Source organism: Pseudarthrobacter sp. (assembly GCF_036675385.1).
Classification (GTDB): Bacteria; Actinomycetota; Actinomycetes; order Actinomycetales; family Micrococcaceae; genus Arthrobacter.
Genome location: NZ_JAKFFD010000130.1, coordinates 1 through 25,925, shown reverse-complemented (window position 1 = coordinate 25,925; position 25,925 = coordinate 1). Strand labels below are relative to the sequence as shown.

Sequence of the window (25,925 nt, the reverse complement as noted above, 5' to 3'; positions counted from 1 at the left end):
GGCCTGTTCGCCCGGCTGCCCTTGGCCATGCTTACTGTCGGCGCCCTGACGCTTGTTACGTCCGTGACCGGCTCCTACGCGCTGGGTGGCACTGCCGCTGGTGCTGTGGGGATCGGCTCGGCCCTCGGCGCCCCGGTTTTTGGTGCCCTCGCAGACCGCAGGGGGCAGCGGCCCGTACTCCTGGTGGCGGCGGTGCTCAATACTTTGGCTGTCCTCGCCCTCATCGGGACGGCTTGGGCTGCGCCCGAAGCCGGGTCTTTTCCCGCGGCAGTGATCGCCGCCGCATTCCTTGCTGGGGCCAGCTGCCCGCAGGTAGGGCCGCTGGCCAGGGTGCGCTGGATGGCGCTCACCTCGAGGGGCACGGGAGTGATGGCAGGCAGGGATCTGGACACGGCCCTGTCGTACGAAGGCACAGCTGATGAGCTGACGTTCGTCCTGGGGCCGGCTTTGGTGGGAATCCTGGCCAGCCTTGTGGCCCCATGGCTGCCGTTGGCCTTGGCCGCAGCCATGACCATCACGCTGGTGCCCGCCTTTGCCGTGCACTCCACCCACAAGGCGGTTCCCCTGAACCGGGGCTCGGCAGCTTCGCGCAAGGCTGCGAGGATTCCCGCCGCCGTCGCACTGCCCGTCCTGGCGATGGTGGCCATGGGCGCTTTCTTCGGGTCCACCCAGACGGCTTTGAGCTCCTTCTCCGCCAGCTTCGCCACCTCGGAGATCGCCGGACTGCTGTATGCGGTCATGGGACTGAGTTCCGCCGCCGCAGCCCTGTCCGTGGCGTACTGGCCCCAGCGCTTCACTCCCGCCGGCCGGTGGCTGGTCAGCGCGGCACTCATGACGGTGCTCGCGTTGTTGCTGCTCGTGCCCGGATCGTTGGGCGGCATGATTGCGGTGCTTCTGGTCCTGGGATTGCCCGTGGGCCCCGTGATGGTCACAGTCTTCGCGATCGGAGGCCTGGTGGCGCCGGTGGAAAGGCTGGGGACCGTCATGACAGCTCTGGCAAGCGGGATCGTGGCGGGCACCGCACTGGGGGCCGCCGTTGGTGGCCAGCTGGCGCAGGACCACGGATACCACGCCGCCTTCATTGTGCCGGTGATTGCCGCCGGCGGCCTGCTGGTGCTTGGTGCCGCGGCCGCCGTCATTCTCCGCAAACGCCACTGATCGACGCCGGGCGCTGGTCGCCGCCAGGCGGCGTGTGCAACGGTCAGCCCAGCTGGGCCTCTATGCGCGCGGCACCCGCCACCAGCGCAGCGGCGATTTCGTCAGGATTCTGGGCTGCCCGGATATAGACGACGGCCAGCGCGGCCGGCCGGCCGGCAGGGATCATGACCGGAACTGCCACGGAGGAGACTCCGGCGATGACTTCATCGTGGCTGGCGGCATAGCCCAGCTGCCGCGCGGTTCCCGCCTCGGGCCGGTAGGGGATTCCCGGGGCTGCCGCATGCCACTCAGCTTCTGAATAGGCGGACTGGATCGCAATGCCAGGGGCACCGGCGCTGATGGGATGCCGGGAGCCGGGGTGCTGGACGATGGCGGCCCCGGTATGCCGCGGGTCCACGGTGACCAGCGTGACGCAGTCATCGCGGTCCCAGACGGCCACAAAGGCACTCATGGTCAGGGCATTCGCGAGTTGCGTCAGTTCCGGCAGTGCGGCCGTCTGCAGGTTGCGGGCAACCCCCCGTGCCAGGACAGCCAGCCCGGGCCCCGGCTGGACTCTGCCCGCGTCATCGCGCACCAGCAAGGAATGGTCCTCCAGTGTCCGCAGGATCCGGTAGGCCACGGAACGGTGAACGCCCATGGCGTCGGCAAGTTCCGCAATGGTCAAGGGAGTCTCCGCGGCCGCCAGGATTTCCAGCGCACGGATTCCGCGCGACAGGGTCTGGGACGGCGAAGCCTGAGCTGCTCCGGCGGGGACTGCGGTAGGCGTCATGCGTCCCATCCTAGGCGGCTGCACGGGCGCTGCCCGGGTGCCGTGACGGGGCTTCCAACACTCGGACTGAACTGATCCGCGCGGAGAATCAAGAAAAATAGTGCGTTTCATCACATCTTCGCGTAACGTCATACTAACTGACCGTTCGATCAGTAAATCGGACGGCCTTAATCCACCGTCGGCAGCCGTTATCCCCAACCAGGCTGCCCCAAGCCACGGAGTTCCAATGACCGAAACTTCACGCGTCGATTCCGAGGCGGGCCCGAGCAGCAAGCACGAGGAACGCAAGGTCCTCGCAGCAACGCTGGTCGGCACCACCATCGAGTGGTACGACTTCTTCATCTTCGCCCAACTGACGGGTACCCTGCTGTCCCCGCTGTTCCTGGCTCCGCTGAACGAATCCAATCCGGGCCTGGCCCAGATCCTGTCCTTCGCGCTGATCGGCATCAGCTTCCTGTTCCGCCCGCTGGGTGCAGTGGTTGCTGGCCACCTCGGTGACCGGCTCGGACGCAAGGCCATGCTGGTCTTCACGCTCCTGATGATGGGCGCAGCCACCTCCCTGATCGGCATGCTGCCGACCTACGCGCAGATCGGCGTCTGGGCCCCCATCCTGCTGATCATCCTCCGCATTGCCCAGGGCTTCTCCGCCGGCGGTGAATGGGGCGGCGCTGCCCTGATGGCAGTGGAGCACGCCCCCAAGAGCCGGCGCGGCGTGTTCGGCGCGTACCCGCAGATCGGCGTCCCGGTCGGCATGATCCTGGCCACCGGCCTGCTCTTCATACTCAACTCGAACATGTCCAAGGAAGACTTTGCTTCGTGGGGCTGGCGGGTTCCGTTCCTGCTGTCCATCGTGCTGATTGTGGTGGGATACCTGATCCGGCGGGCCGTGGCCGAGAGCCCCGTCTTCCAGGAGATGGCGGCCCGAAAGGCCGAAAGCAGGGCGCCCCTCAGTGAGCTCATTCGTAACCATAAGAGGCCCGTGCTCTACTCGACCATGATCTTCATCGGCAACAATGCCGCTGGCTACCTGTTGATCGCTTTCTTCATCTCCTACGCCACCAGGACGCTGAAGATGGCGGTCCCGGAAATCCTGCTCGCCACCACCCTCGCCTCCTTCGGCTGGCTGATCTTCACGCTCGCCGGCGGCTGGCTCTCAGACCGGATCGGCCGGGTCAAGACGTTCCTGATCGGGTACGCGATCATCTTCGTCTGGATGATCCCGATGTTTGCCCTGATCGACACCAGGAACATCTGGCTTTACGGCGTGGCGCTCTTCGTCCTGACCATCGGACTCGGTCTCTCCTACGGCCCCATGTCGGCGATGTACGCCGAGATGTTCCCGGCCAATGTCCGCTACTCGGGCATCTCCATCGGGTACGCGTTCGGTGCGATCCTGGGTGGTGCTTTCGCCGCAACCATTGCCGAGACTCTGCTGCAGAGCACCAAATGGACCGGATCCATCGGCATCTACATCATGATCCTGTGCGTGATTTCGGCTGTCGGGGTTGTGCTTGCCAAGGAGACGAAGGGCAACCCGCTCGGCGTCAGCAGCCACCACTAAAGTTGTACGCATCGCAGAACGGCGGGCTCGGGCCATCTGGCCTGGACCCGCCGTTTGGCTTTCCGGGCCCGGTGTTGCCGTCGGGCCTACTGGTTCAGCAGGCTGATGGCGTCCTCATCGGTCAATTGTTCGAAGTGCCGGTAGAAGCTGCCAACGGCGCGGAATTTGCCAGGCAGATGCAGGCACAGCACGGCGTCGCACACCCGCGACACGGCCGTGTAGGCTTCCACCGAACCCACCGGCGCTGCGGCGACGACGCGTGCCGCACCACCGGAACGGGCTGCCTCGGCGGCAGCGCGCATGGTGGCTCCGGTGGCCAGGCCGTCGTCGATCAGTAGAACTGTTTGACCGGTGAGGTCGTTGCTGATCCCCGGGTAAGTCGCGGCCCGGCGGAGCAGCTCGGCCCTCTCGCGTTTCTCCACTTCGTCCAGCCACTCCTGGCGGACGCCGTGGTCCAGAATGCGGGTGATCAAGGGACGGTTGAGCAGGCGCACTATCCGGCCTCCCGACCAGGCCAGCGCACCGAACGCTGTTTCGTCGTGGCCGGGGATGCCGAGTTTCCGGACCAGAACGGCGCCGAGTGGCAGGTACAGGGCCTTGGCAGCCGCGGCGGCCACAGGGATGCCGCCGCGGGCCAGCCCCAGGACGATGGTGTCGGGGCGTTCCCGGAACTGCGTGAGCACCGCCGCCAGCCGTTCACCGGCATCGGTGCGGTCTTCAAAACGCGTGCTCATTGTTCCCTCTCCGGCAGTCTCCGCCACGCTTCCAGCCTACCTTCTGCTGCCGCGCCGGGAACCGGGGATACTTCCTCACACTGCTGCTCAGTTACGAGGGGGCGGCGGTAACAGCCTTGGTGATTTCCTGGATCACAACAGTCCGTTCAGGGATGTCGCTCAGGTCGGTACCCTTCGTGAAAACCACCAGCACGCAGCGGAACCTATGCGGGAGCTATGAAATCCCCGTCAGGGATCAGCCGCGCAGGGATCGGCCGCGCAGTGGTCAGACCCCCAGGAAAGCGATGGCGCCTTGTTTGAAAGCCCGGCTGGTGATGGCGTTGGTGTGGTTGCGGCCAGGCAACGTCAGCTGTTCAGCCATGGACCCTGCCCGGATTCCGAGTGCGGCAAGCTGCGGCATGGTGGCCGCACGTTCGTCCTGGTCGCCGGCCACAAGGAGCATCGGCATGTGGGGTACGGCTTCGGCGGGATCGAAGGGCTCGGCCTTGATGGCATCCACCAGGGACAGCAGCGCGAAGATGTTGTTGCTCGGCAGGAGCATGGCCATCTTGAGCAGGCCGGCCGTGGACTCGTCCGCGATGGGGGTTCCGTCGGCGAGGTAGTTCTGCGCGGCGATGAGGTCAAAGGCTGCCAGCGGATCGGCGATGTTCGGTCCGCCCAGGACCAGGCGGTGGACGATCTCGGGCTGGGTGGCGCCGAATTCCCAGGCGAGCCGGGCGCCCAGGGAATAGCCCACAACGTCCACCCCGCTGGTGGGGTCACCGTCGTGCAATGGCCGCACGCCGGCGTCGAACGCTATCTGCAGCAGATCCGCGCGGATCCGGCTGGGGGAGTAGGAGTCCATGTCCTCGGGGGCGCCGCTGCGGCCGTGTCCTGGCAGGTCCACGGTGATGACGCGGCGGCCAGCCTCCAGCAGGGCCGCCACCCAGCCGGTGTCATGCCAGTTGAGCTTGCTGGAAGAGGAGAAGCCGTGCAGCAGCAGCACAGGGCGCAGTCCGGCGTCGTTCTGGGGGTCGTGCACCTCCACAAAAAGTTGGGGGTCAGTGCCCTCAACGGTGTGGGAATGCATCTCGCCTGTGTGCCTGCCGCTCATGCTGTCAGTCCTCATCAAGTACGGCGCTCAGGCGGACCCGGCGCGTCGGTGCCTCGTCCTTCGGGACCGTGCCCACGATTCCGGCAGTGTTGTCCGGTACCTCGAATACGATCAGGGGTTCGCCGACATTGATCCTGTCGCCTGCCCCACCGAAGATACGGACCACTTTACCTGCCTGCGGACTGGGCAGTTCAACAGCGGATTTGCTGGTTTCCTCCTCCACCAGCGGCTGGTTACGCTCCACCTGATCGCCGGGTGAAACCAGGCAGTCAAGCACGGTCGCTCCTCACCCAACTGGCTGGCAGTTAACGTCGCCATAAACCGAAATGGCGACGTTAACTGCGAGCTACTTTGGTGTGTGGCGGGACTTCGTGAGCCGGGCGCCGAGCCAGCAGGCTGCCGCGAGGCAGGCGACCAGAACGAACGTGCTGAGCAGCTGTCCGCGGCTGCTCTCCGCGCTGAAGCCGACGGCGAAGATCAGGCCCAGGAGGACCAGCCCGAAGATAGTCAGGCCCGGGAAACCCTTCATCCGCAGCGGAAGTTCGGCACCTTCCCGGTCCGCACGGCGCCGGAGGATCAGCTGCGAAACAAGGGCAGTGCCCCAGACCACCAGGCACGTGGATCCGACCAGCTGGAACAGGGCTGGCAGGATCCGGTCCGGGAACAGCAGCTCCAGAACCGTGGCGAAGAAACCGAACGCCACGGACACGCCCACCGCCACCATGGGCACGCTGGAGCCGCTGAGCCTGGCCAGGAACCGGGGAGCCTCGCCGCGTTCGGCGAGCGAGTACACCATGCGGGACGCGCCATAGAGGTTGGCGTTCAGTGCAGAGAGAAGCGCGACGACGGCAACCAGGGTGATCGCCGTGCCGGCGCCCGGGATCCGGGCCGCGTCGAGCACGCCGGCAAATGGCGAGGCGAGTCCTTCGGAGGAGACCGGCAGGACGGCCGCGATGACAAAAACCGATCCGATATAGAAGACCAGGATGCGCCACAACACCGTCCGGATCGCCTTGCCCACGCTGTGCTCCGGATCCTCCGTTTCCGCGGCGGCCACGGCCACGATCTCGGTTCCGCCGAAGGCGAAGATCACCACGAACAATGCCGTGGCGATGCCGCCAAGCCCGGCGGGGGCAAAATCAGTGGTGATGTTAGCGAGTCCTGGCGAAGCTACATCGGGCAGGAGACCCAGCAGCAGGGCCGCCCCCACGGCCAGGAACGCCACAATGGCGGCAACCTTCAGGATGGCAAACCAGAATTCGAACTCGCCGAAGTTCTTGACGCCCGTCAGGTTGATGGCCGTAAACACAACCATAAAGATGAATGCCAGGGCCCAGGCGGGGATAACCGGCCAGACGGAGAACAGCAGGCCCGCTGCGCCCAGGGCTTCCGCGGCGATGACCACCACCAGCTGGAGCCACCACAGCCAGCCCACGGTGGCGCCGGCGGTTTTTCCGAGCGCCCGCTCGGCGTAAACGGAGAACGCGCCGCTGGTGGGATTCGCAGCGGCCATCTCGCCGAGTGCCCACATCACCAGGATGATCAGTGTCCCGGCGACCAGGTACGAGATCAGCACGGCGGGCCCCGCGGCCTGGATGCCGGCCCCCGAACCCAGGAACAGGCCGGCGCCGATGGCGCTGCCCAACCCCATCATAGTGAGCTGCCGGGGTTTCATGGAGTAGCCGAGGTGGGATTTCGGCCGCACTGCCGTGGACTTCAATGTCATGCCTGTGAACCTTCTTGGGATTGGGGTGGTGCCCCCGCGGGGACCACTTGAATTTACCGCCTAAGTCGCTGGCCCGCGGGCAGGGGTTGTGGAACGATAACGGCACTTTGAATCACTCGGACGATTATTGGTTAGCAACTTGCTTACCCCATGGCGGTACATGAAGGGGATTGTATGAAGGTGGATGCCCTGGATGCCAAAATTGTCCGATTCCTTACTGACACTCCGCGGGGCTCGGTGCTGGAGGCTTCGAGGGTCCTGGGAGTCGCCCGCGCCACCGTCCAATTGCGGCTGGACAGGATGGCGGAGACCGGCGTGATCAGCTCGTGGGTGCCCCGGGCTGACCCGGCAAAATTCGGCTTCCCGGTGGTGGCCTTCTGCTCACTGACCATCAACCAGGACCTGGGCCACGACGCGTGGCCGAGGCGCTGGCCGCGATCCCGGAACTGATCGAGGTCCACACCGTTTCGGGCAGTTCGGACCTCATGGCGAGGATCGCCGCGCGGTCCAATCCGGACCTGCAGCGTGTTCTGGATGCGATGATCGCCACCAGGACCGTGCTCCGCGTGTCGTCCGTGATTGTCCTTAACACCCACTTCCAGGGCAGGACCTTCCAGGGCAGGACACTGAACCTGCTCGAAGCCGCAGCCGCCAGGCAGCCGGCGTAAGGTCTCCCGAGACCAGCCCAAGGACCCCTCGTCCACTCGCGTGGGGCGGCGAAACATTTTGAATCAGAGGAACGGGGCCGTAGAATCAGTTCTAGTCAAAATGACTATAACTAAGTGATGGCAATGACGCCCAGAAGCAGGGAGCGGGTGAGTGACCGTGTACAGCAGCTCAGCGAACGTCTCCGAGCGGGCCACCGCAGCCCCCTCGCTCGCCATCTCCACCGTCATCTTTGCCTTGCGGCCCAGCGAATCCTCTGGCCGGCCTACCCTTTGGCTTCCCTTGGTCCGCAGGATCCGTGAACCGTACAAGGATCTTTGGGCCCTCCCTGGCGGACCGCTCACGCATGTTGAATCCCTGCAGGATGCAGCATCCCGGAACCTCCGGGAAACCACCGGACTCACGCCGAGCTACCTGGAGCAGCTCTACGCGTTCGGCGGGCTGCACCGCTCACCCACCCAGCGCGTGGTGTCGATCGTGTACTGGGCGCTGGTCCAGCCCACCGAGGCCGCCCTGGCCGACGAATCGGAGAACGTGAAGTGGTTCAGGGCAGACAAGGTGGGGGACCTGGCCTTCGACCACAACGCCATTGTTGAGTACGCGCTCCGGCGCCTGCGGAACAAGCTGGCCTACGGTTCCGTGGCCTACCACTTCCTGGGGGAGTACTTCACGCTCGCCCAGGTCCGGGAGGTTTATGAAGCCGTCCTGGACACCCGGCTGGACCCGGCCAACTTCCGCCGCCAGCTCACATCCACGCCGGAGATCGAAGAAACCGGCGAATACCTCCAGGGCGGCAAGCACCGCCCGCCACGTCTTTACCGCTTCACCGGCCGTCCCGGCCTTGACCCCGATAACAGGAGCACACCATGAGCAGCGTCAACACAGCCATCCAGCTGATCACGCGCGAACAAGCCGAAAGCGCGGCCCGCAGCACGGCAGCAGGCAAAACAGCATCCACCTGCAGCCCGGCGCTCGCCAAGGGCCCGTGGGAATACGACCTTGCCGAAGCCCTCGCGGGTGCCCCTGCCTACGGACCCGGCGCCTCCAGCGCGGACGTTGCCCCGGCCGCCACGCCGCGCCAGGGCCAGCTGCCGGAGGAATACAAGCTCGCCAGCGATGCCGAGCTCGATGTCCGCATCCGGGCGGCCAAGGATAAGCTCGGGGACCGGGCAGTGATCCTGGGCCACTTCTACCAGCGCGACGAAGTCATCCAGTACGCCGACTTTGTGGGCGACTCCTTCCAACTGGCCAATGCCGCCCTCACCCGGCCCGACGCTGAGGCCATCATCTTCTGCGGCGTGCACTTCATGGCCGAGACCGCGGACATCCTCTCCACCCCGGAACAGGCCGTCATCCTGCCCAACCTCGCCGCCGGCTGCTCCATGGCGGACATGGCGGACACCGACTCCGTCGAGGAATGCTGGGAACAGCTCGAAGAGATTTTCGGTACCGAGGCCGATGCCGAGGGGAGGGTTCCGGTCATTCCGGTCACCTACATGAATTCCTCGGCCGCCCTGAAGGCTTTCTGCGGCCGGAACGGCGGCATCGTCTGCACCTCCTCCAACGCCAAAGTGGTCCTGGAATGGGCCTTCGAACGCGGCCAGCGGGTCCTCTTCTTCCCCGACCAGCACCTGGGCCGCAACACCGCCAAAGCCATGGGTGTGCCGCTGGAGCAGATGCCCATGTGGAACCCGCGCAAGGAACTGGGCGGCAACGACGAACAGGCCCTGCTCGATTCCCGCGTGATCCTCTGGCACGGCTTCTGCTCGGTCCACAAGCGTTTCAACGTGGGTCAGATCGAAAAGGCCCGCGCCGAGTTCCCCGGCGTCAACGTGATTGTGCACCCCGAGTGCCCTATGGAGGTGGTGGACGCCGCCGATTCCGCCGGCTCCACCGACTTCATCAAGAAGGCCATCGCAGCCGCCACCGAACCGACCACGTTCGCGATCGGCACGGAGGTCAACATGGTGAACCGGCTCGCCGCAGAATACCCCCAGCACACCATCTTCTGCCTGGACCCGGTGATCTGCCCCTGCTCCACGATGTACCGCATCCACCCCGGCTACCTCGCCTGGGTCCTGGAGGAACTCGTCGAAGGCCGCATCGTCAACCGCATCAGCGTGGACGATTCCGTCCAGGACAACGCCAAGACCGCGCTCGAGCGTATGCTCGCCTCGCGTCCGCTGTAGCCCGTCCGCTGTAGTCCACCTCCTGTAACCCCGGAAACCGAAACGAGCCCCACATGAGCGCAGAGAGCCCAGCCGGTGGTCCGGCACCCCGGCGGCTGATCGTCGTCGGGAGCGGCATCGCAGGACTGTACTCCGCGTTGCTGGCCGCCGACGCCGGCGCCGAAGTGGTGCTGCTGACCAAGGGCGCGCTCGCGGACAGCAACACGTACTACGCCCAGGGTGGCATCTCCGCCGTCCTCGACGAACCCGCGCCCGGGGACACTGTGGCCGCGCACATCGCAGACACACTGAAGGCCGGGGCCGGGCACTGCGACGAGGAGGCTGTCCGCGTCCTCTGCACGGAGGCCCGCCTGGATATCGCCGGCTTGGAACGCTTCGGCGTGCGTTTCGACATGGACGACGACGGCGACCCCTCGCTCGGGCTCGAAGCCGCCCATTCCGCGCCGCGGATCCTGCACGCCGGCGGCGATGCCACCGGTGCCGGTGTGGCCAGGGCACTTATCAGGACCGTCCTGGATGCGCAGGCCGCTGGCCGGATCCAGGTCATCGGGCACGCCCAGGTCACGTCCTTGTCGCAGACCGAAGGCCGCGTGGCGGGTGTGAATTTCCTCCACGACGGGCGGGAACTCGGCGTCCACGGCGATGCCGTACTCCTGGCCACCGGGGGAGCGGGCCAGCTGTTCGCCCAGACCACCAACCCTGCCGTGGCAACTGCCGACGGGCTGGCGCTCGCCTGGCGGGCCGGAGCCGCCGTGGCGGACCTGGAGTTCTTCCAGTTCCACCCCACCTGCATGGTGCTGCCGGCCGATGCCCTTGAGGCAGCCGGCAACGGCACCGAACCGCTCCTGATTTCCGAAGCCGTCCGCGGCGAAGGCGCCATCCTGCTGGACGCTAACGGCGAACGTTTTATGCCCGCCTATCACGTCGACGCGGAGCTCGCCCCGCGCGACGTCGTCGCCCGCAGCATCGCCCTGCACCTCGCGACCCTTGGGGATCCCAACGGGCACGTATTCCTTGACGCCATGGTGGTCGAGGCCCGGCGGGGCGAGGGCTACCTGGCCAAGCGCTTCCCCACCATCACCCAACGCACCCGCGAAGCCGGCGTCGACTGGACCCGCGAACCCGTCCCCGTGGCACCAGCCGCGCACTACTGGATGGGTGGGGTCCTTACCGACCTCTACGGGCGGACCTCGGTGCCTGGGTTGCTTGCCGCCGGTGAGGTTGCTTGCACCGGCGTCCAGGGGGCTAACCGGCTTGCCAGCAACTCCCTTCTTGAAGGCTTGGTCTTTGGGCGGCGGGCCGTTGCTGCGTTCCTTGGGCACGTTCCGTCGTGGGACACCGATGCTCCGCGTGCTGTCTCGGCCGCGGGCGGCCTCCCCTTGACGCACGCTTCCGCACCGCTGTCCCACGACTTCGTGGAGGCCGCGCACGCTACGGGAGCACCGTTCAACGGCGCGTCAGCGTCCATTCCCTGGCAGCTTGAAACGGTCCCGGCACCTGGTCCTCGCGAGACGTCGTTTGGTGAGGCGGTGCCGTTTTCCCGAGTGGCGCTTCGGCGGTTGATGACTGCTAACGCTGGGGTGATCCGGAATGGGTCGTTGTTGCGGGAGGCGGGGGCCACTCTTGGCTCCTGGGCCGTCGTCGAACCCTCTGAGAGTGTTCCTGATTCCTTCGATCCTCGGGAGCATGAGGATGCCAATCTTTTGTTGGCTTCGCAGCTGCTGGTGCATGCCGCGCGGGAGCGGCGGGAATCCTTGGGGGCGCATTACCGCAGCGACAGCGTGCCCGCGGATGCCGCCGTCGAACATTTTGACAAGCGTTACACCATGAGCCGGAAAGCGAGCCTCGTTAATGACTAGCCTGACCCTCCCCGCAGCACCCGTCCGGGACATCCTGGAGCGGGCCTTTGCCGAGGACGCGCCCAGCGGCGACATCACCTCCCAACTGCTGATCCCGGCTGACGCCCGCGCCACGGCAGTGCTCAACGCCCGCGTGCCCGGCATCTTCAGCGGTGGAACGGTGTTCCGCGACGCCATGAAGCTCATTGATCCGGAGACGGATGTGAAGTTGTTGCTTGCAGACGGTGAAGCGTTCATCGCCGGAACCCATCTCGCACGGGTGAGGGGCAGCGCCCGCTCCGTGCTGCTGGCCGAACGGGTCGGGCTGAACCTGGTCCAGCGCATGAGCGCCATCGCCACCAAGACCGCGGAATTCGTAGAGCTTGTCGAAGGTACCAAAGCGCGCATCACCGATACCCGCAAGACCACCCCCGGCCTGCGCGTGCTGGAGCGCTACGCGGTGCGCTGCGGCGGGGGAGCGAACCACCGCTACAGCCTCTCCGACGCCGTGCTGGCCAAGGACAACCACCTGGCCGTCATGACCGGCGGCGACCCCGCCAAGCTCACCGCCCTGCTTGTCGCGGCCAGGGCCCAGCTGGGGCACACCACGCACTTCGAAGTGGAGGTGGACAGCGCCGAGCAGATCGAGCCTGTTCTCGCAGCAGGCGTGGACACCATCATGCTGGACAACTTCACCCTCGAGGAGCTCCGTGCAGGCGTCAAGCAGGTGGCCGGCCGCGCCATCGTGGAAGCCAGTGGCAACGTCAACCTCGGCACCGTGGCGGACATCGCGGCCGCGGGCGTGGACGTCATCTCCATCGGCGGCCTCACCCACAGCGTGGCTGCCCTGGACCTGGGGCTGGACGTCGAACTGAGGGCCGGCTGACACCGCCATGATCTTCCTCGACGCCGCCGCCACCACGCCTGTCCGCCGCGAAGTCCTCGAGGCCATGTGGCCCTATCTGAGCGGCGAGTTCGGCAACCCCTCCAGCCACCACACCCTGGGCGAGGCCGCTGCGGCTGCGCTCGCAGGCGCCCGCACCGCCGTGGCCAAGGTGCTCGGCTGCCGCCCGGGCGAGGTCACCTTCACCTCCGGCGGAACGGAGGCGGACAACCTCGCGCTCAAGGGCATCGCCCTGGCACGGCAGGCCGCGGACCCGAGGCTCAACCGCGTGGTGATCAGCGCCGTCGAACACCCCGCCGTGGAGGAGTCCGCACGGTATCTGGAGCGGTTCCACGGGTTCACCGTGGATGTGGTTCCGGTGGACAGCGCCGGCCGGGTGACGCCTGAGGCGCTCGCAGCCGCGCTCCGGCCGGAGACCGCTCTGGTCAGCATCATGTACGCGAACAACGAGGTGGGCACCATCCAGCCGGTTGCGGAACTGGCTGCAGCGGCCACCGCGAAGGGCATCCCGTTCCATACAGACGCCGTCCAGGCCGCCGGCTGGCTGCCCCTGGATGTCAAGGCGCTGGGAGTGGATGCCCTGAGCATTTCCGGCCACAAGCTCGGCGCGCCCAAAGGCTGCGGCGTGCTGTACGTCCGCGGCCGGACCCGCGTCGAACCCCTGGTGCACGGCGGCGGGCAGGAACGCGGCCGGCGGTCGGGGACCGAAAACGTGGCAGGAGCGGTGGCGCTGGCCACCGCCCTGACGCTCGCCCACGCCGAACGGCCGGAACTGGCCGCCCGAGTGGCAGGGCTCCGCGAAGACTTCATCGCCACCATCCTGGACACTGTCCCGGGAGCCCTGCTCACCGGGCACCGCACGGAGCGGCTGCCGTCAGTAGCGTCGTTCTGCTTCCCCGGCACCAGCGGCGAATCCGTGCTCTTGGAGCTGGAGCGGCAGGGCGTGGTGTGCTCAAGCGGTTCGGCGTGCGCCGCCGGCTCGGATGCGCCGTCGCCGGTGCTGACCGCGCTGGGCTACGACGCCGAGGTCGCTCAGACCGCTGTGCGGTTCAGTTTCACCTCAGCGGTGACATCCGAGGAACTGGAGCAGGCGGCGGCGGCCGTGGGCACCGCCGTCGGGAGCGTCCGGACCCTCGGCCGCTAGATGTGGCGGGCGCGGCGGAAGATCCAGTGCCGCAGCATCGTGAACCGCACGGCGGTGGCCGCGAAGCCAGACAGGGTGGTGGTCCACAGCTCATCGGACACGGTGGCGTCCGGGTGCAGCCAGTGCAGCACGCCCAGGCTGCCGCCTGTGATAACCAGCGCCACGGCGATGACGATCATGCCGTTGAGGTGGTCGCGGGCCATCCGGCGCTGCCCGGAGATCTTGAACGTCAGCCTGCGGTTCAGTGCCGTGTTCATCAAAGACGTCAGCACCAGGGCGGCCGCGTTGGCCAACTGCGGTCCCAGCCAGGGCCGCAGCAACGCATAGAGCGCCAGGGACGTTGCCGTGCAGATGATGCCGACGCCCGTGAAGCGGAGGAGCTGCCGCACCAGCGGAAATCTGAAGATTCCGCGGTAATGCTTGGTGGCCGGCGCACCGCGCGTGGGCTGCTGCGTCAGCTGGGCGGCGGGCGCAGCAGGGGATTCCATGCGTCAAGCCTGACACATGTCAGGCGGGGGTTTCCTCCCAGGACGCCGCCGTGACCGGGTTGCTGAGCTCGCCGATGCCCTCCACGCGGCACACCACTGTGTCCCCGGGGTGAATGCGGGCACACTCCGCCGGGAAGCCGGTCAGGACCAGATCGCCGGCCTGCAGGGTCATAAAGGAGCTGAGGTACACGAGGATTTCGTCCACCTTCCAGCCGAGATCGGTGCTGCGGGCGGCCTGCAGCTCGGTGCCGTTGTGGACGATGCTGATGGACAGGTCCGAGTCGTCGAGGTCCGTCACGATCCACGGCCCCACGGGGGTGAAAGTGTCCTGGCTCTTGGCGCTGATCCACAGCTCGTCCGATTTCTGCAGATCGCGCGCCGAGACGTCGTTGCCGATGGTGAAGCCCAGGATGGCGCTGCGGGCGGTCTCCAGCGTAAGGCCGCGGACAGAACGGCCGACGACGACGGTCAGTTCGGCTTCCGGGTCAACGTAACCCACCGTGGAGCTCAGCTCGATGGCCTCGCCCGGGCCGATCACGCTGGAGGCCGCCTTGTGGAAGGCCTGCGGCGGGAGGCCCCGGCTTGCCTGGCCGGTGTTGTGCGCCATGCCGAAGACGTTGAGGGGGACCGACGGCGCCAGGAACGTGAACGAGTCCTGGTCTACTGCTGTGCCGGCTTCCCAGCCGGGCCGGGCCGGGTAATTGGCATTGGGACGGGACGCCCCAAAAGGGGATTCAACGACTGTCCAGGACCGGCCGGCGTCGGAGCCGAAGTCCGGGGCGTCATTGGCCACGAAGAAGTGCTCGTCGGCCACAGCCGGGGACAGGGGGCGGACACGGGCAAGGCGGCGGGGAGCGCTGGCAGTCATGATGACATCCTACGTCCTCCGGCCGGCAGGCTCAGTACAGCTCGCCCACCGGGATCTCCACGGCCAGGCGGTTGGACGGGCCGGGCAGCGGGCAGGACCAGGCCTCGTTGTAGGCGCAGGACGGGTTGTAGGCAAAGTTGAAGTCCAGGACAAACTCCGCGTCCGCCCCCGAGCCGTGGACCCCGTGGAACGCGCCCTTGATGGTGTCCAGGAGGTACCGGCCGGCGCCGTAGGTTCCCCCCGGCTGGCCGGCCGTGGCGTCGCGGAACGGAACGAAGATCCCGCCGCCATAGCCGTGCAGCTTCCACACGCCGAGCTGGCCGAGTTCGGGAAGATCGAACGTGCCCAACCGGACAAACCGGACCACGCCGTCGGTGGCGGTTTCCACGGTCATTTCCCGGCCGGCTCCCTCAAGGGTCAGCGGCACATAGAAGCGGTAGATGGGATCGTAATCGGCCGTCTTCAGGCCGGAGAACTGCGCTTTGTCCCTGGCGCTGAGGGCCGAGGCCGGATGCGTTGCGAACATCCGGTCGCGTTCATGCCGCCACAGGGAATGGGCCTCCGCCGGATCTTCAGCGGCAACCTTCCGTACCGTGTCGTACAGGGCAAACGTCCGCAGCCGCCAGTCCGCAATGTCGATGGCGGAGATGTCCGCCAGGCTCTCAAGGTCCGCGCCGTACTGCTCATCCGCCATAGGCACCAGCCTAGTCCCTTGCGCGCGGGGAATGTCCGACGGCGACACGAGGCTCCGGCCCTTGCCCACCGTCGCCCGCCGATAGGCTGGCTGCATGACACACAAGGCGGCAATGTGGGGCGTGCGGATGGTAGCGCTGCTGATGGCCGGTGGCCTGGCGGCCGGCTGCAGCGCGCCTGGTAACAGCGATTCGGCGTGGACAGCGCAGCCGGAGACATCGGCCAGCCCTGGCGCCAGCACGGGCTCAACCGCCGGCGCTACCGGGTCCCCGTCGTCGGATCCTTCTGCCACCGCGGGCGCCCCGACGTCCGCAGCACCCGGCCCGGCCGCAACAGCTGCTGCCTGGAAGACCTTTACCGATCCGGCGAAGACTGTCAGCTTCGACCTGCCGGAGGAATGGATCGCCCAGTCCGTCACGCCCGAGGACGGGACATTGCCGGGTGCCCTGAAGATCGAGGTGAAAAAGCCGGACGGCACGGTGGTGGCCACGCTGCGGACAGGACTGCCGCCGTCGTTGTCGGAGTGCCCCGAGACTGCCCGGAAACCGTACGTTGTGATCAGCAGCGTGCCGGTGGAGCTTCCCGGCCTGACGGGGGAAGGCATTATCACCCCGCACGTGGTGTTCCGCGTCATCCAGGGCTACCGCTACTTCGGTTCCTACGGCATCACCAACATTGTGGGCGGGGCTGACGGCCAGGCCTGCGAACTGCGGAATGTGGTCCGTGGCCCGGCAGGAAAAGGAGACTACTCGTTCGGTGACCTCGGAGTCCTGAAGGCCTTCGCCCCGGATGAGAAGGTGGCCCCCGCGAAGGCGTTTGACACCCTGGGACAGGCCGAAAAGTACGTGGACGAGAGCTCGGAATTCGCGAACGTCCAACGGATGCTAATGTCTCTGGAGATCAAAAACTAGTCCTGCCCCTGGCCCTTCAACCACGGGCCAGCGCGGGAAGTTCTGCCACTACCTCACACCCCGGAGATACATGGAACGCACCGTTTCAGCACGTATGGTTTTCAGGACCATCGCCGACACGAAGGCAGCCCTGGCCATCGCCGTGGCCAGGAATCCCGGCTACACCTCGTTTGATGAATCCCTGGCTGTCACGGCCGACGGTCAGCCGGTTCCGTTGCAGGAACTCACGGACCATCATGGCGGCCGCCTGCACTACATGGAGCTCACTGAACCCGCAGAGGTCACCGTTGAGTACTCAGCGACGGTGGCCGGGCAGGCCGTTCCCGAAGAAGCCACCCTGGCTGAGCTCATCCGCTACGTGCGGCCAAGCCGCTACGCGGAGTCGGACCGGCTCCTGCCCACGGCCTATGCCGAATTCGGCGGCTTGCACGGCGCCGAACTGCTCCAGGCCGTGCGGAGCTGGGTCTTCGGGGAATTGCGGTACATCAGCGGGTCCTCCAGGGGAACTGACGGCGCCGTGGAAACCCTCCTGCACCGCAGGGGAGTGTGCCGGGACTTCGCGCACCTGGCCATCGCCCTGCTGCGTTCCAAGGACGTCCCGGCCCGGCTCACCGCCGTGTACGCGCCGGGGCTGAGCCCCATGGATTTCCACGCGGTAGCCGAGGCACATGTCAATGGCGCCTGGCACGTCATCGACCCCACGGGGCTGGCCCCGCGGGAGTCGATGCTGCGAATCACCGCCGGCCGGGACTCCTCGGACACCGCATTCCTGTCCACAGTGGGCGGGCGCCTCACGCTGAACGAGCTGCGCGTCAGCGCTGTGGTCAACGGCCAGCTGCCTCTGGAAGATCCGGCCAAGCTGGTCATGCTGGGCTAGTTCCCGTAGGGCCCGGCCACTGCGGGGCAGTTACTTCCCGGCCAGATATTCCCCGGGCAGTTACTTTGCCGGCCGCGCCCCCACGGAATGCCGGAGTTTCTCGGTCAGCCGCTGGAGTTCCTTCTGCTCGGCAGCCGTCAGGGCCGGCCCCACCAGGCTGGAGATGTCCCGCACGTGCTCCCGGCCGATCTCCTTCTGGAGGGCAGACCCCTCCTCGGTGAGCTTCAGCAGCACGCCGCGGCCGTCGTCGGGGGCCGCCATCCGGACCACAAGGCCGCGCTTTTCCAGCCTCTCAACCAGCCTGCTGAGGCTCGACTGGCTCAGCAGGACGTGGTCATTAAGTTCGTTGAGCCGGAGCCAGCCGGACGGACACCGGGACAGCGTGAACAGGACGTCGTACTCGTTGATGGCCACCTTTCGGAAGGCAGCTCCGGCCTGCAGCCTGCGCATGACGGCAACCTGCGCCCGGAACAGGGACTCCCAGGTTTCCGCCGCCAGGCGGATGGGTGATTCGTTTCCGTTGGCAGCCATCACGCCTCCGAAGGGGCAGTTTCAGGCGCCGGTGCAGCCATCAGCGCGGCCACGCGGCCGGCATGCGTGGGCGGATCCGGCACGTGGGCGGGCTTGAGGGCAGCGTATTCCTTGCGGAGGACCGGGAGGACTTCCTCGCCGAACAGGTCAAGCTGCTCCAGCACAGTCTTCAGGGGCAGGCCTGCGTGGTCGATCAGGAACAGCTGGCGCTGGTAGTCGCCGAAGTACTCGCGGAATGTCAGGGTCTTTTCGATGACTTCCTGCGGGCTGCCCACCGTCAGCGGTGTCTGGGAGGTGAAGTCCTCCAGCGACGGGCCGTGGCCGTAGACGGGCGCGTTATCGAAGTAGGGCCGGAATTCCTTCACGGCGTCCTGGGAGTTCTTCCGCATAAAAAACTGCCCGCCGAGGCCCACGATGGCCTGGTCCGCCTTGCCGTGGCCGTAGTGCTCGTAGCGCTCACGGTACATGCCGATCAGCTGCTGGTAGTGCTCCTTCGGCCAGAAGATGTTGTTCGCGAAGAAGCCGTCGCCGTAGTAGGCGGCCACTTCGGCGATCTGCGGCGTGCGGATGGAGCCGTGCCACACAAAGGGGGCCACGCCGTCGAGCGGTCGCGGGGTGGAGGTGAAGTTCTGCAGCGGCGTGCGGAACTTGCCGGACCAGTTCACCGTGTCCTCGTCCCACAGCCGGCGCAGCAGGCTGTAGTTCTCGATGGCCAGTTCCACGCCGTCCTGGATGTTCTTGCCGAACCACGGGTACACCGGAGCGGTGTTGCCGCGGCCCAGGACCAGATCCACGCGGCCGTCGGCCAGGTGCTGCAGCATGGCGAAGTCTTCGGCGATCTTGACCGGATCGTTGGTGGTGATCAGCGTGGTGGCGGTGGAGAGGGTGATCCGCTCGGTCTGCGCTGCGATGTACGCGAGCGTGGTGGTGGGCGAGGACGAGAAGAACGGGCGGTTGTGGTGCTCGCCGAGGGCGAAGACATCCATGCCGATTTCCTCGACTTTTTTGGCGATCGCCACGGCCGCCTTGATGCGTTCGTTCTCCGTGGGGGTCCGGCCGGTGGTGGGGTCAGTGGTGATGTCACTGACGCTGAATACGCCGATCTGCATGGTGTGCCTTCCGTTTCCTGGACTTCTCTGGGCTTGCTTCCACTATACCCGATTTTCATGCATTTGCATGTATCGACGGATATAACGCCTCCCGGGCGAGAATATTCCAGGTGTTACAGGGGGTCGCCCGGAGCGGCACGGCGGCCAGTGACGCGGGGCACCATGCCGGTGGTCCAGTCGCGGAACTCGGCATCGACGTCGTCGGCTTCCGCAAACTCCGGGCGCTGCTGCATGGCACGGAGCAGTGCTTTTGTTTCCCGCCGTCCCTCGACGAGCCGGTACAGCACGGGAACCAGCACCAGGGTCAGCGCCGTGGAAGAAACCAGGCCGCCGATCACCACCACGGCCAGCGGCTGGGAAATGAAGCCGCCGCCCCCGGTCAGGCCAAGCGCCATGGGTGTCAGCGCGAAAACGGTGGCCAGCGCGGTCATCAGGATGGGGCGGAGCCGCTGCCTGGCGCCATGGGTGATTGCGTCCGCCACGCTCATCCCGCCGCGGCCGTCGCGTGGCTGCCTGTACTGGTTGATGAGATCGATGAGCACAATGGCGTTGGTGACCACGATGCCCACCAGCATCAGCATGCCGATCAGCGACGGCAGGCCCAGGGGAACGCCCGTGGCCAGCAGCAGGGCCACGGCGCCGGTGGCGGCAAAGGGAACGGACACCAGCAGGATCAGGGGCTGGATCAGCGACTTGAACGTGGCCACCATAATGACATAGACAATCGCGATCGCGGCGAGGAGCGCCAGGCCCAGCTGCTGGAAGGACTCGGCCTGCTGGGTGGTGGCGCCGCCGAGTTCGGCGGTGACCCCTGCGGGGAGGCTGACGGCCGTGAGGCGCTTCTGCACCTCCGCGTTCACCGCACCGAGGTTGGAGCCCGACGGCGTGACTGACACTTTGGCGGTCCGCTGGCCGTTGCTGGCGGTTATGGAGACCGGCACGTCCACCTGTTCCACGGACGCGATGCTGCCCAGCGTGACGGGGGAGCCGGATGCAGGGAGTGCGATGTTGCGCACTGCATCAATGCTGGTAAACCGGGTGCCCTCGCCGATCTGGACCGGAAAGTCGTTGGTGTCGATCCGGACCGTCCCGGCAGGAATGGGGCTGATGGTGGCAGCCAGGACGCCGGCCACCTGTTCCTCGTTCAGCCCGGCTGCCGCGGTCTTGGCCCGGTCAACCTTGACCTGGACCACCGGCTGGCTGGCCGCGAGGTTGGTTGCCACCTCGCTGGTCGCCGGCACGCCGGTCATGGCCTGAACCATGGCGTCACTGGCCGTCCGGAGGTCCTCGGACGTTGCCGCCTTGATGGTGATGTCCACCGTAGAGGATGTCCCGAAGCCACCCTGCTGCGTGCCGACGGTAATCTTCCCGGAACCGGCCACCTTGCCCACTTCGGCCCGGACGGTTTCCTGGAGCTTCGCCTGATTCGCCTTTTCATCCGTCACCACCGTGAACGTGGAGTTGGCGGCTCCGGAAGACGTCAGGGCGGCAAAACCTGCCTGCGCGTTTCCGGAGGTGAGCTGGACATTCTTGACACCCTCGATGCCGCGGAGGACGTCCTCGACCTTGATGGCGGCGGCGCTGGTGTCGGCCAGGCTTGTGCCCGCCGGCATCAATTGGCGGACAGTCAGGCTGTTCTGGCCGGAATCGCCGAGGAGGTTGGTGGACAGCAGCGGCGTCATGGCGGCCGTGGCGCCGAGCACCAGAACGGCGGCCACCAGGGTCAGCACCGGGTGTTTCTGGGTCTTGCTGAGGACGGGGAGGTAGGCACGCTGTAGCCGGCTTTTCTGTTCGGCGTCCTGGGCCTGGGCGCGGGCGGCGGCGGCAAGCCGGGCGGCAGTTTCGCGGGCAGTGGGTGAACCCGCAGCGGGCGAACCGGCGGCGGCGGAACCGGCGGGGCTCTTGAGGAACCAGTAGGCCAGGACCGGGACGATGGTCAGCGATACCAGCAGGGATGCCAGCAGCGCCATGGTGACTGTCAGGGCGAAGGGCCGGAAGAGTTCGCCGGCGAGCTCGCCCACAAAGGCAATGGGCAGGAAGACCGCCACGGTGGTCAGGGTGGAGGCGGTGATGGCGCCGGCCACCTCCCGGATAGCGGTGAGGATCGCGGGGACTTTCTCCTCCCCGTAGCTGAGGTGGCGCTTGATGTTTTCGATCACCACAATCGAGTCGTCCACCACGCGGCCGATCGCAATGGTCAGCGCGCCCAGGGTCAGGATGTTCAGTGAATAGCCGGTCGCGGACAGGCCAATGAACGTGATCAGCAGCGACAGCGGAATGGAGACCGCGGTAACAAGGGTGGAGCGGGCTGACATCAGGAAAACAAGGATGACGGCGACGGCGAAGCCCAGCCCGAGCAGGCCCTCGGTGGTGAGGTCCTTGATGGACTTCTCGATGAACGGGGCCTGGTCGAACACCGCCGTGAACTTTGCGTTGGACCCCAGCTCGGCCTCCAGTGCCGCCAACGAGTCGTTCACGGCGTGGGAGATTCCCACGGTGTCGCCCTCGGGCTTCTTGGTCACGGACACCGCCAGTGTCTCCTGGCCGTTGGTCCGGGTGATGGAGGTCCGTTCGTCATCCTGCAGGCTAACGTCGGCCACCGTGCCGATGGTCGCGGCATCCTTGGCTCCGCCCAGGGGGAGTGCCTTGATGGCGTCCAGGGAATCCACCGGGCTGCCGATCTGGAGGGATAGCGTCTTGCCCTGCTCCTGGATGGTCCCGGCCGGGATCAGCGCGCCGTTGTTGGAGAGGGCGTTCCGGACGGACTCGATCGTGGTGCCCTTGGCGACCATCGCCTCGGGCCGGGGGATGATCTTGATGTGCTGGGTGGCGCCGCCGGTCACGTCGGCTCCCCGGACGCCGTCGATCTTCTGGAGCCGGGGAACGGAGAGGCGTGCCAGGTCGGCGTTCAGTTCGCTGAGGGGCTTGTCCGAGGACACTGCCAGGAACACGATGGGGAAGTCGCTGATGCTGCCCGCGATGGCCTGCGGCTGCACGTCCTCCGGCAGGGAGCGTTTGGCGTTGGAGATGGCGCGGTCGATCTGGTTCCGGGCGCGGTCGAGGTTTGTCCCGTAGGTGAACACCATGGAGATCTGCGAGACGCCGTTACGTGACGTCGAGGAGGTGGACTCCAGGCCTTCGACGCCGTTCAGGGCGGTTTCGAGCGGTGCGCTGACCTGTTTGTCCACCACCTCGGGCGACGCGCCGGGCATGGCGGAGAGGACGGTGATCTGCGGGAACTCAATGGAGGGGATGAGTTCCTGTTTCAGCGATGACATGGTGATCACGCCGAACACCGTCGCGAAGACGGTGATCAGCGCGATCAGCGCCCGGTTTGCCAATGAAAGTTGTGCCAGCCGGAACATCGCGGGTCTCTCCTGTGGGGTTGACGGACTCCTGCGGACCGGACCGGACCGGACCGTCCAGCCGGGCCTGCCGGCCGGAATGCCGGGCGTCAGTGGTTGGCGGAAATGCTCTCCAGCTGCAATGCCTTGGCCGTGGCCGTCTCAAGTTCGGCAGCCAGTTCCGGATTCTCATCCAGCTTCACGCCGTAGCCCGGCATCATGTCCTTGAGCTTGCCCTGCCAGCCCTTGAAGTCCTTCGGGAAGGACTTCTGTAGCAGTTCAATCATGATGGGCACCGCTGTGGACGCGCCGGGCGACGCACCCAAAAGCGCCCCGATAGTGCCGTCGCGGCCGGCGATGACTTCCGTGCCGAACTGCAGCACGCCGCCCCTCTTCGGGTCCTTCTTGATGATCTGCACACGCTGGCCGGCGGTGATCAGCTCCCAGTCGCCGTCCTTGGCTTCGGGGTAGTACTCGCGCAGCGCTTCCACCTTGTCCCCGTGGCGCTTGGCGACTTCCTTGACGAGGTACGCGGTGAGGTCCATGTTGTCCTTGGCGACTGCAAGCATCGGGATGATGTTGCTGGGCCGGATGGACAACGGCAGGTCAAGGTACGAGCCGTTCTTCAGGAAATTAGTGGAGAAGCCGGCATAAGGGCCGAAAAGGAGCGAACGCTTCCCGTCGACGTACCGGGTGTCAAGGTGCGGGACCGACATGGGCGGCGCGCCCACCGAAGCCTGGCCATAGACCTTGGCGCTGTGCTGGGCGGCAAGTTTCTCGTCGGTGCAGCGGAAGAACTGGCCGGACACGGGGAATCCGCCGAAGCCCTTGCTCTCCGGGATGCCGGAGGCCTGAAGGAGGTGCAGTGCGCCGCCGCCGGCGCCTACAAACACAAACTTGGCGTGGATCTTGCCGTGTTCCCCGGAAGCCGGGTGCTTGATCGAAAGGTCCCAGCCGCCGTCGGACGCCTTGGAGATGCCGCTGACGTCATGGCCGTAATTGATTTCGACGCCGTTGTTCCCGAGGTAGGTGGTGAGCTCACGGGTCAGTGCCCCGAAGTCGACGTCGGTCCCCTCGGTTGCCCGGGTGGCGGCGATACGCTGCTTCGCGTCGCGGCCCTTGACGATCAGCGGCGCCCATTTGGCGATCTGGGCGTGGTCCTCGGAGTACTCCATGCTGCGGAACAGCGTGTGGGGCTTGAGCGCTTCGTAGCGGGTCTTGAGGAATTTGGTGTTGTCCTCGCCGATGACAAAGCTCATGTGCGGGACGGTGTTGATGAAGCCCTTCGGCGAGCCGATCAGGGATTCTTCCACAAGATGGGACCAGAACTGGCGGGACAGCTGGAACTGTTCATTGATGAGCAGGGCCTTGGCCGGGTTCACCGAGCCGTCTTTGGCTGCGGGGGAGTAGTTCAGCTCGCACAGGGCGGCATGGCCCGTTCCTGCGTTGTTCCAGGGGTCGGAGCTTTCCAGTCCGGGCTGGTCCAGTCGTTCGAACAGGGAGATGGTCCAGTTCGGTTCAAGCTGCTTGATGAATGCCCCGAGCGTGGCGCTCATGATGCCGCCGCCAATCAGAACGACGTCGGCATGTTGGGTCTTGGATATGAAGGTCACAATCAGTCTCCGATAGCAGCGGCTCTGGCTGTCAAAGAATATCCCCGGGCGGCCCGCATACTGAAATTGGGCCGGGCCGTCAAGGCTTTAGCTGTACTTTTGTGAAAACTTCACTCAGTACCGGGGACGCCGGGTAGCTGCTGACGCGGTCCGAGAGAGCGAGTGCCGAGATGGGGAAGGCGATGGGAACCGCCGGCACAGTGGCCGCGATCTGGGCGTTGATGGTGTGGTACTGCTCGTCGCGTTCCTTGCCGGCAGGGAGGCCGCGGGCGCGGTTGATCTTGGAGAAGACCTGCGGGTCCTGGTAGCCGAATTCGCCGTTCTTTTCGCCGAACAGCGGGCCCACAAAGTTATCGGCATCGGCATACGCGCCATTCCAGCCGAGCAGGTGAAGCCCGTGGTCCCCGGGTGACTGCACTTTCTGGAGGTAGCCTTCGGACCAGTCCACCGGGACGGGTTTGATGTTGAAGCCGACGGCGGTCAGTTGCCTGCTGATTTCGGCGTAGATTTTTTCCGGCGTGGGCAGATAGGGGCGGGTGGCGTTGAGCGGATAGTAGAACCTGAGCTCTTCCCCGGTGTAGCCGGCTTCGGTCAGGTAGGCCTTGGCCTTGACCGGGTCGTGGCCCAGGGCGGGAGCGTCATTATTGAAACCGCTGATCTTGGGAGGAACGAACTGTGAGGCTTTGGCGGTGTTGTCGATGAAGAACTTGCGGATCAGGGTTTCCTTATCGATGGCCAGCTCAATGGCCTGCCGGACCTTTTCGTTCTGCAGGACCGGAATTTCCTGGTTGATGCCCAGGTACATCACCGAGAAAGGATCACGCTGGACGATCTGCATGCCCCGCTTGACCAGCTGATCGAAGTTGCCCACCGTGACGGCGTCGTAGCCGTCGATCTTGGCGTCCAGAAGGGCCTGAAGCCGCGTCTGGGGGTGGTCGTACGTGACGAAATTAATGGTGGAGATCTGCCCGCGGTCACCCCAGTAGTTTTTGTGGCTGATGAGCCGGACGCTGGCCTCGTCCCAGGCGGCCAGGCTGAACGGTCCTGTGCCGACGGGGTTGGTGGCGAACCGGGAGACCGGGTTTCCGGCACGGGTCTGATCCAGGATATCCGCCGTGCCCGCTGTCAGGGCGGCCGGGGATGCGATGGCGAACGCCGGCAGGGTGAGCGCCTGGAGGAACGCGGTGAAGCGCTGGGTCAGGTCGATCCGGACAGTGTCAGCGGAAAGGGCCGTGCAGCTCTTGAAAATGGAGAGCGCAGCGTCGTCGGAATGTGCCTTGAACACGCTCTTGAACGAGCTTCCCGGCGCTTGGCGCCGCAGTTCCGCCGAGAAGGCGAACCAGCGGTTGAAGTTGGCACACACGGCGTCGGCGTTGAAGGGCGTGCCGTCCTGGAATGTGACGCCGCTGCGGAGTTTGAACGTGTAGGAGCGGCCTTCGTTTCCTTCGGACCATTCCGTTGCCAGCAGCGGCGTAGGTTTTCCGGTGGTCTGGTCCACACCCACCAGGCCTTCGAGGATCTGCCGGGTGATCCGGTAGCTTTCCACATCGTTCGAGAGCGCGGGGTCCAGGCCGAGGGGCTGGGACGCCGTGCCGAACGTGAACGTTTCGGTGGGTTCAGCGCCGGCGGGCGCCGTTGAAGGAGACGTTGCCGAGGGCGAAGGCGGTGGGTTGCCGGTGCAGGAGGTCAGGCCTAACGCCATAAAAACG

At 66.1% G+C, this 25,925-nt stretch carries 22 protein-coding genes and 1 pseudogene; 10 read left to right on the top strand and 13 right to left on the bottom strand.

The window, feature by feature from the left end:
* Positions 1–1,158, top strand: a 1,158-nt coding sequence (locus V6M49_RS10195; RefSeq protein ID WP_332761035.1) for an MFS transporter, incomplete at its 5' end; no start/stop codon positions are given.
* Between the two features lie 43 nt (positions 1,159–1,201).
* Here the strand turns inward: V6M49_RS10195 and V6M49_RS10190 are convergent.
* Positions 1,202–1,927: an IclR family transcriptional regulator gene (locus V6M49_RS10190; RefSeq protein ID WP_332761034.1), complete on the bottom strand. Its 726-nt coding sequence runs from the start codon at positions 1,925–1,927 to the stop codon at positions 1,202–1,204.
* A 226-nt stretch (positions 1,928–2,153) separates the two neighbouring features.
* On the opposite strand from V6M49_RS10190, the gene V6M49_RS10185 reads away from it, so the two are divergent.
* Positions 2,154–3,488 (top strand): MFS transporter, encoded by a 1,335-nt coding sequence (locus V6M49_RS10185; protein WP_141140937.1) that lies wholly within the window; start codon positions 2,154–2,156, stop codon positions 3,486–3,488.
* A gap of 86 nt (positions 3,489–3,574) precedes the next feature.
* On the opposite strand, the gene V6M49_RS10180 is transcribed toward V6M49_RS10185, so the two are convergent.
* The 4 genes from V6M49_RS10180 to V6M49_RS10165 form a co-directional block, all read right to left on the bottom strand.
* Complete coding sequence (locus V6M49_RS10180; protein WP_332761033.1) at positions 3,575–4,222, bottom strand: phosphoribosyltransferase; 648 nt, start codon at positions 4,220–4,222, stop codon at positions 3,575–3,577.
* A 265-nt stretch (positions 4,223–4,487) separates the two neighbouring features.
* A complete protein-coding gene (locus V6M49_RS10175; protein ID WP_056349303.1) occupies positions 4,488–5,315 on the bottom strand; it encodes an alpha/beta fold hydrolase in 828 nt (275 codons plus the stop codon).
* 4 nt (positions 5,316–5,319) lie between these two features.
* On the bottom strand, positions 5,320–5,592 hold the full coding sequence (locus tag V6M49_RS10170; RefSeq protein ID WP_141140935.1) for a biotin/lipoyl-containing protein: 273 nt from the start codon (positions 5,590–5,592) through the stop codon (positions 5,320–5,322).
* A gap of 69 nt (positions 5,593–5,661) precedes the next feature.
* Positions 5,662–7,041 (bottom strand): amino acid permease, encoded by a 1,380-nt coding sequence (locus tag V6M49_RS10165; protein ID WP_332761032.1) that lies wholly within the window; start codon positions 7,039–7,041, stop codon positions 5,662–5,664.
* Positions 7,042–7,215: 174 nt separating this feature from the next.
* Here V6M49_RS10165 and V6M49_RS10160 point away from each other — a divergent pair.
* From V6M49_RS10160 to V6M49_RS10135, 6 genes and pseudogenes are all read left to right on the top strand, one after another.
* Positions 7,216–7,709: pseudogene (locus V6M49_RS10160) on the top strand (Lrp/AsnC family transcriptional regulator).
* A gap of 157 nt (positions 7,710–7,866) precedes the next feature.
* Positions 7,867–8,577: an NUDIX hydrolase gene (locus V6M49_RS10155; protein WP_104061293.1), complete on the top strand. Its 711-nt coding sequence runs from the start codon at positions 7,867–7,869 to the stop codon at positions 8,575–8,577.
* Positions 8,574–9,896, top strand: a complete 1,323-nt coding sequence (gene nadA, locus V6M49_RS10150; RefSeq protein ID WP_332761031.1) for a quinolinate synthase NadA — start codon at positions 8,574–8,576, stop codon at positions 9,894–9,896. Before V6M49_RS10155 ends, nadA begins: the two co-directional genes overlap by 4 nt.
* A 53-nt stretch (positions 9,897–9,949) precedes the next feature.
* Complete coding sequence (locus tag V6M49_RS10145; RefSeq protein WP_332761030.1) at positions 9,950–11,755, top strand: L-aspartate oxidase; 1,806 nt, start codon at positions 9,950–9,952, stop codon at positions 11,753–11,755.
* Positions 11,748–12,620: a carboxylating nicotinate-nucleotide diphosphorylase gene (nadC, locus tag V6M49_RS10140; protein ID WP_332761029.1), complete on the top strand. Its 873-nt coding sequence runs from the start codon at positions 11,748–11,750 to the stop codon at positions 12,618–12,620. Before V6M49_RS10145 ends, nadC begins: the two co-directional genes overlap by 8 nt.
* A 7-nt stretch (positions 12,621–12,627) precedes the next feature.
* Positions 12,628–13,782 carry a cysteine desulfurase family protein gene (locus V6M49_RS10135; protein ID WP_332761028.1) on the top strand — a complete coding sequence of 385 codons (1,155 nt, stop codon included), beginning with the start codon at positions 12,628–12,630 and terminating at the stop codon, positions 13,780–13,782.
* On the opposite strand, the gene V6M49_RS10130 is transcribed toward V6M49_RS10135, so the two are convergent.
* From V6M49_RS10130 to V6M49_RS10120, 3 genes are read right to left on the bottom strand one after another with little or no spacing between them, the layout of a single operon-like run.
* Positions 13,779–14,270 carry a GtrA family protein gene (locus V6M49_RS10130; protein WP_104061210.1) on the bottom strand — a complete coding sequence of 164 codons (492 nt, stop codon included), beginning with the start codon at positions 14,268–14,270 and terminating at the stop codon, positions 13,779–13,781. The genes V6M49_RS10135 and V6M49_RS10130 overlap by 4 nt on opposite strands.
* Before the next feature lie 19 nt (positions 14,271–14,289).
* Positions 14,290–15,138 (bottom strand): fumarylacetoacetate hydrolase family protein, encoded by an 849-nt coding sequence (locus tag V6M49_RS10125; RefSeq protein WP_332761027.1) that lies wholly within the window; start codon positions 15,136–15,138, stop codon positions 14,290–14,292.
* A gap of 31 nt (positions 15,139–15,169) precedes the next feature.
* Positions 15,170–15,832, bottom strand: coding sequence for a DUF1684 domain-containing protein (locus V6M49_RS10120; RefSeq protein WP_141140928.1), 663 nt, complete (start codon positions 15,830–15,832; stop codon positions 15,170–15,172).
* A gap of 94 nt (positions 15,833–15,926) precedes the next feature.
* On the opposite strand from V6M49_RS10120, the gene V6M49_RS10115 reads away from it, so the two are divergent.
* Positions 15,927–16,742 carry a hypothetical protein gene (locus tag V6M49_RS10115; protein ID WP_332761026.1) on the top strand — a complete coding sequence of 272 codons (816 nt, stop codon included), beginning with the start codon at positions 15,927–15,929 and terminating at the stop codon, positions 16,740–16,742.
* A gap of 70 nt (positions 16,743–16,812) precedes the next feature.
* Positions 16,813–17,619 carry a transglutaminase-like domain-containing protein gene (locus V6M49_RS10110; protein ID WP_332761025.1) on the top strand — a complete coding sequence of 269 codons (807 nt, stop codon included), beginning with the start codon at positions 16,813–16,815 and terminating at the stop codon, positions 17,617–17,619.
* Between the two features lie 60 nt (positions 17,620–17,679).
* Here V6M49_RS10110 and V6M49_RS10105 read toward each other — a convergent pair whose 3' ends face one another.
* The 5 genes from V6M49_RS10105 to V6M49_RS10085 all read right to left on the bottom strand — a co-directional run bounded on the left by V6M49_RS10105 (position 17,680) and on the right by V6M49_RS10085 (position 25,918).
* Entirely contained in the window at positions 17,680–18,150 is a 471-nt protein-coding gene (locus V6M49_RS10105; protein ID WP_141140926.1) for a MarR family winged helix-turn-helix transcriptional regulator, read from the bottom strand.
* Entirely contained in the window at positions 18,150–19,259 is a 1,110-nt protein-coding gene (locus V6M49_RS10100) for an LLM class flavin-dependent oxidoreductase (RefSeq protein WP_141140925.1), read from the bottom strand. The genes V6M49_RS10105 and V6M49_RS10100 overlap by 1 nt, the downstream gene beginning before the upstream one ends.
* Before the next feature lie 113 nt (positions 19,260–19,372).
* A complete protein-coding gene (locus tag V6M49_RS10095) occupies positions 19,373–22,624 on the bottom strand; it encodes an efflux RND transporter permease subunit (RefSeq protein WP_332761024.1) in 3,252 nt (1,083 codons plus the stop codon).
* Positions 22,625–22,713: 89 nt separating this feature from the next.
* A complete protein-coding gene (locus tag V6M49_RS10090; protein WP_332761023.1) occupies positions 22,714–24,216 on the bottom strand; it encodes a malate:quinone oxidoreductase in 1,503 nt (500 codons plus the stop codon).
* Between the two features lie 79 nt (positions 24,217–24,295).
* Positions 24,296–25,918 carry an ABC transporter substrate-binding protein gene (locus V6M49_RS10085; protein WP_332761036.1) on the bottom strand — a complete coding sequence of 541 codons (1,623 nt, stop codon included), beginning with the start codon at positions 25,916–25,918 and terminating at the stop codon, positions 24,296–24,298.
* Between the last annotated feature and the right edge of the window lie 7 nt (positions 25,919–25,925).

Coding starts and splice junctions, on each gene's coding strand:
- V6M49_RS10185 (WP_141140937.1), top strand. CDS start 2,154: ATGACCGAAACTTCACGCGTCGATTCCGAGGCGGGCCCGAGCAGCAAG.
- V6M49_RS10135 (WP_332761028.1), top strand. CDS start 12,628: ATGATCTTCCTCGACGCCGCCGCCACCACGCCTGTCCGCCGCGAAGTC.
- V6M49_RS10085 (WP_332761036.1), bottom strand. CDS start 25,918: ATGGCGTTAGGCCTGACCTCCTGCACCGGCAACCCACCGCCTTCGCCC.
- V6M49_RS10145 (WP_332761030.1), top strand. CDS start 9,950: ATGAGCGCAGAGAGCCCAGCCGGTGGTCCGGCACCCCGGCGGCTGATC.
- V6M49_RS10190 (WP_332761034.1), bottom strand. CDS start 1,927: ATGACGCCTACCGCAGTCCCCGCCGGAGCAGCTCAGGCTTCGCCGTCC.
- V6M49_RS10115 (WP_332761026.1), top strand. CDS start 15,927: ATGACACACAAGGCGGCAATGTGGGGCGTGCGGATGGTAGCGCTGCTG.
- V6M49_RS10175 (WP_056349303.1), bottom strand. CDS start 5,315: ATGAGCGGCAGGCACACAGGCGAGATGCATTCCCACACCGTTGAGGGC.
- V6M49_RS10120 (WP_141140928.1), bottom strand. CDS start 15,832: ATGGCGGATGAGCAGTACGGCGCGGACCTTGAGAGCCTGGCGGACATC.
- V6M49_RS10110 (WP_332761025.1), top strand. CDS start 16,813: ATGGAACGCACCGTTTCAGCACGTATGGTTTTCAGGACCATCGCCGAC.
- V6M49_RS10130 (WP_104061210.1), bottom strand. CDS start 14,270: ATGGAATCCCCTGCTGCGCCCGCCGCCCAGCTGACGCAGCAGCCCACG.
- V6M49_RS10100 (WP_141140925.1), bottom strand. CDS start 19,259: ATGCAGATCGGCGTATTCAGCGTCAGTGACATCACCACTGACCCCACC.
- V6M49_RS10165 (WP_332761032.1), bottom strand. CDS start 7,041: ATGACATTGAAGTCCACGGCAGTGCGGCCGAAATCCCACCTCGGCTAC.
- V6M49_RS10180 (WP_332761033.1), bottom strand. CDS start 4,222: ATGAGCACGCGTTTTGAAGACCGCACCGATGCCGGTGAACGGCTGGCG.
- V6M49_RS10095 (WP_332761024.1), bottom strand. CDS start 22,624: ATGTTCCGGCTGGCACAACTTTCATTGGCAAACCGGGCGCTGATCGCG.
- V6M49_RS10125 (WP_332761027.1), bottom strand. CDS start 15,138: ATGACTGCCAGCGCTCCCCGCCGCCTTGCCCGTGTCCGCCCCCTGTCC.
- nadA (WP_332761031.1), top strand. CDS start 8,574: ATGAGCAGCGTCAACACAGCCATCCAGCTGATCACGCGCGAACAAGCC.
- nadC (WP_332761029.1), top strand. CDS start 11,748: ATGACTAGCCTGACCCTCCCCGCAGCACCCGTCCGGGACATCCTGGAG.
- V6M49_RS10105 (WP_141140926.1), bottom strand. CDS start 18,150: ATGGCTGCCAACGGAAACGAATCACCCATCCGCCTGGCGGCGGAAACC.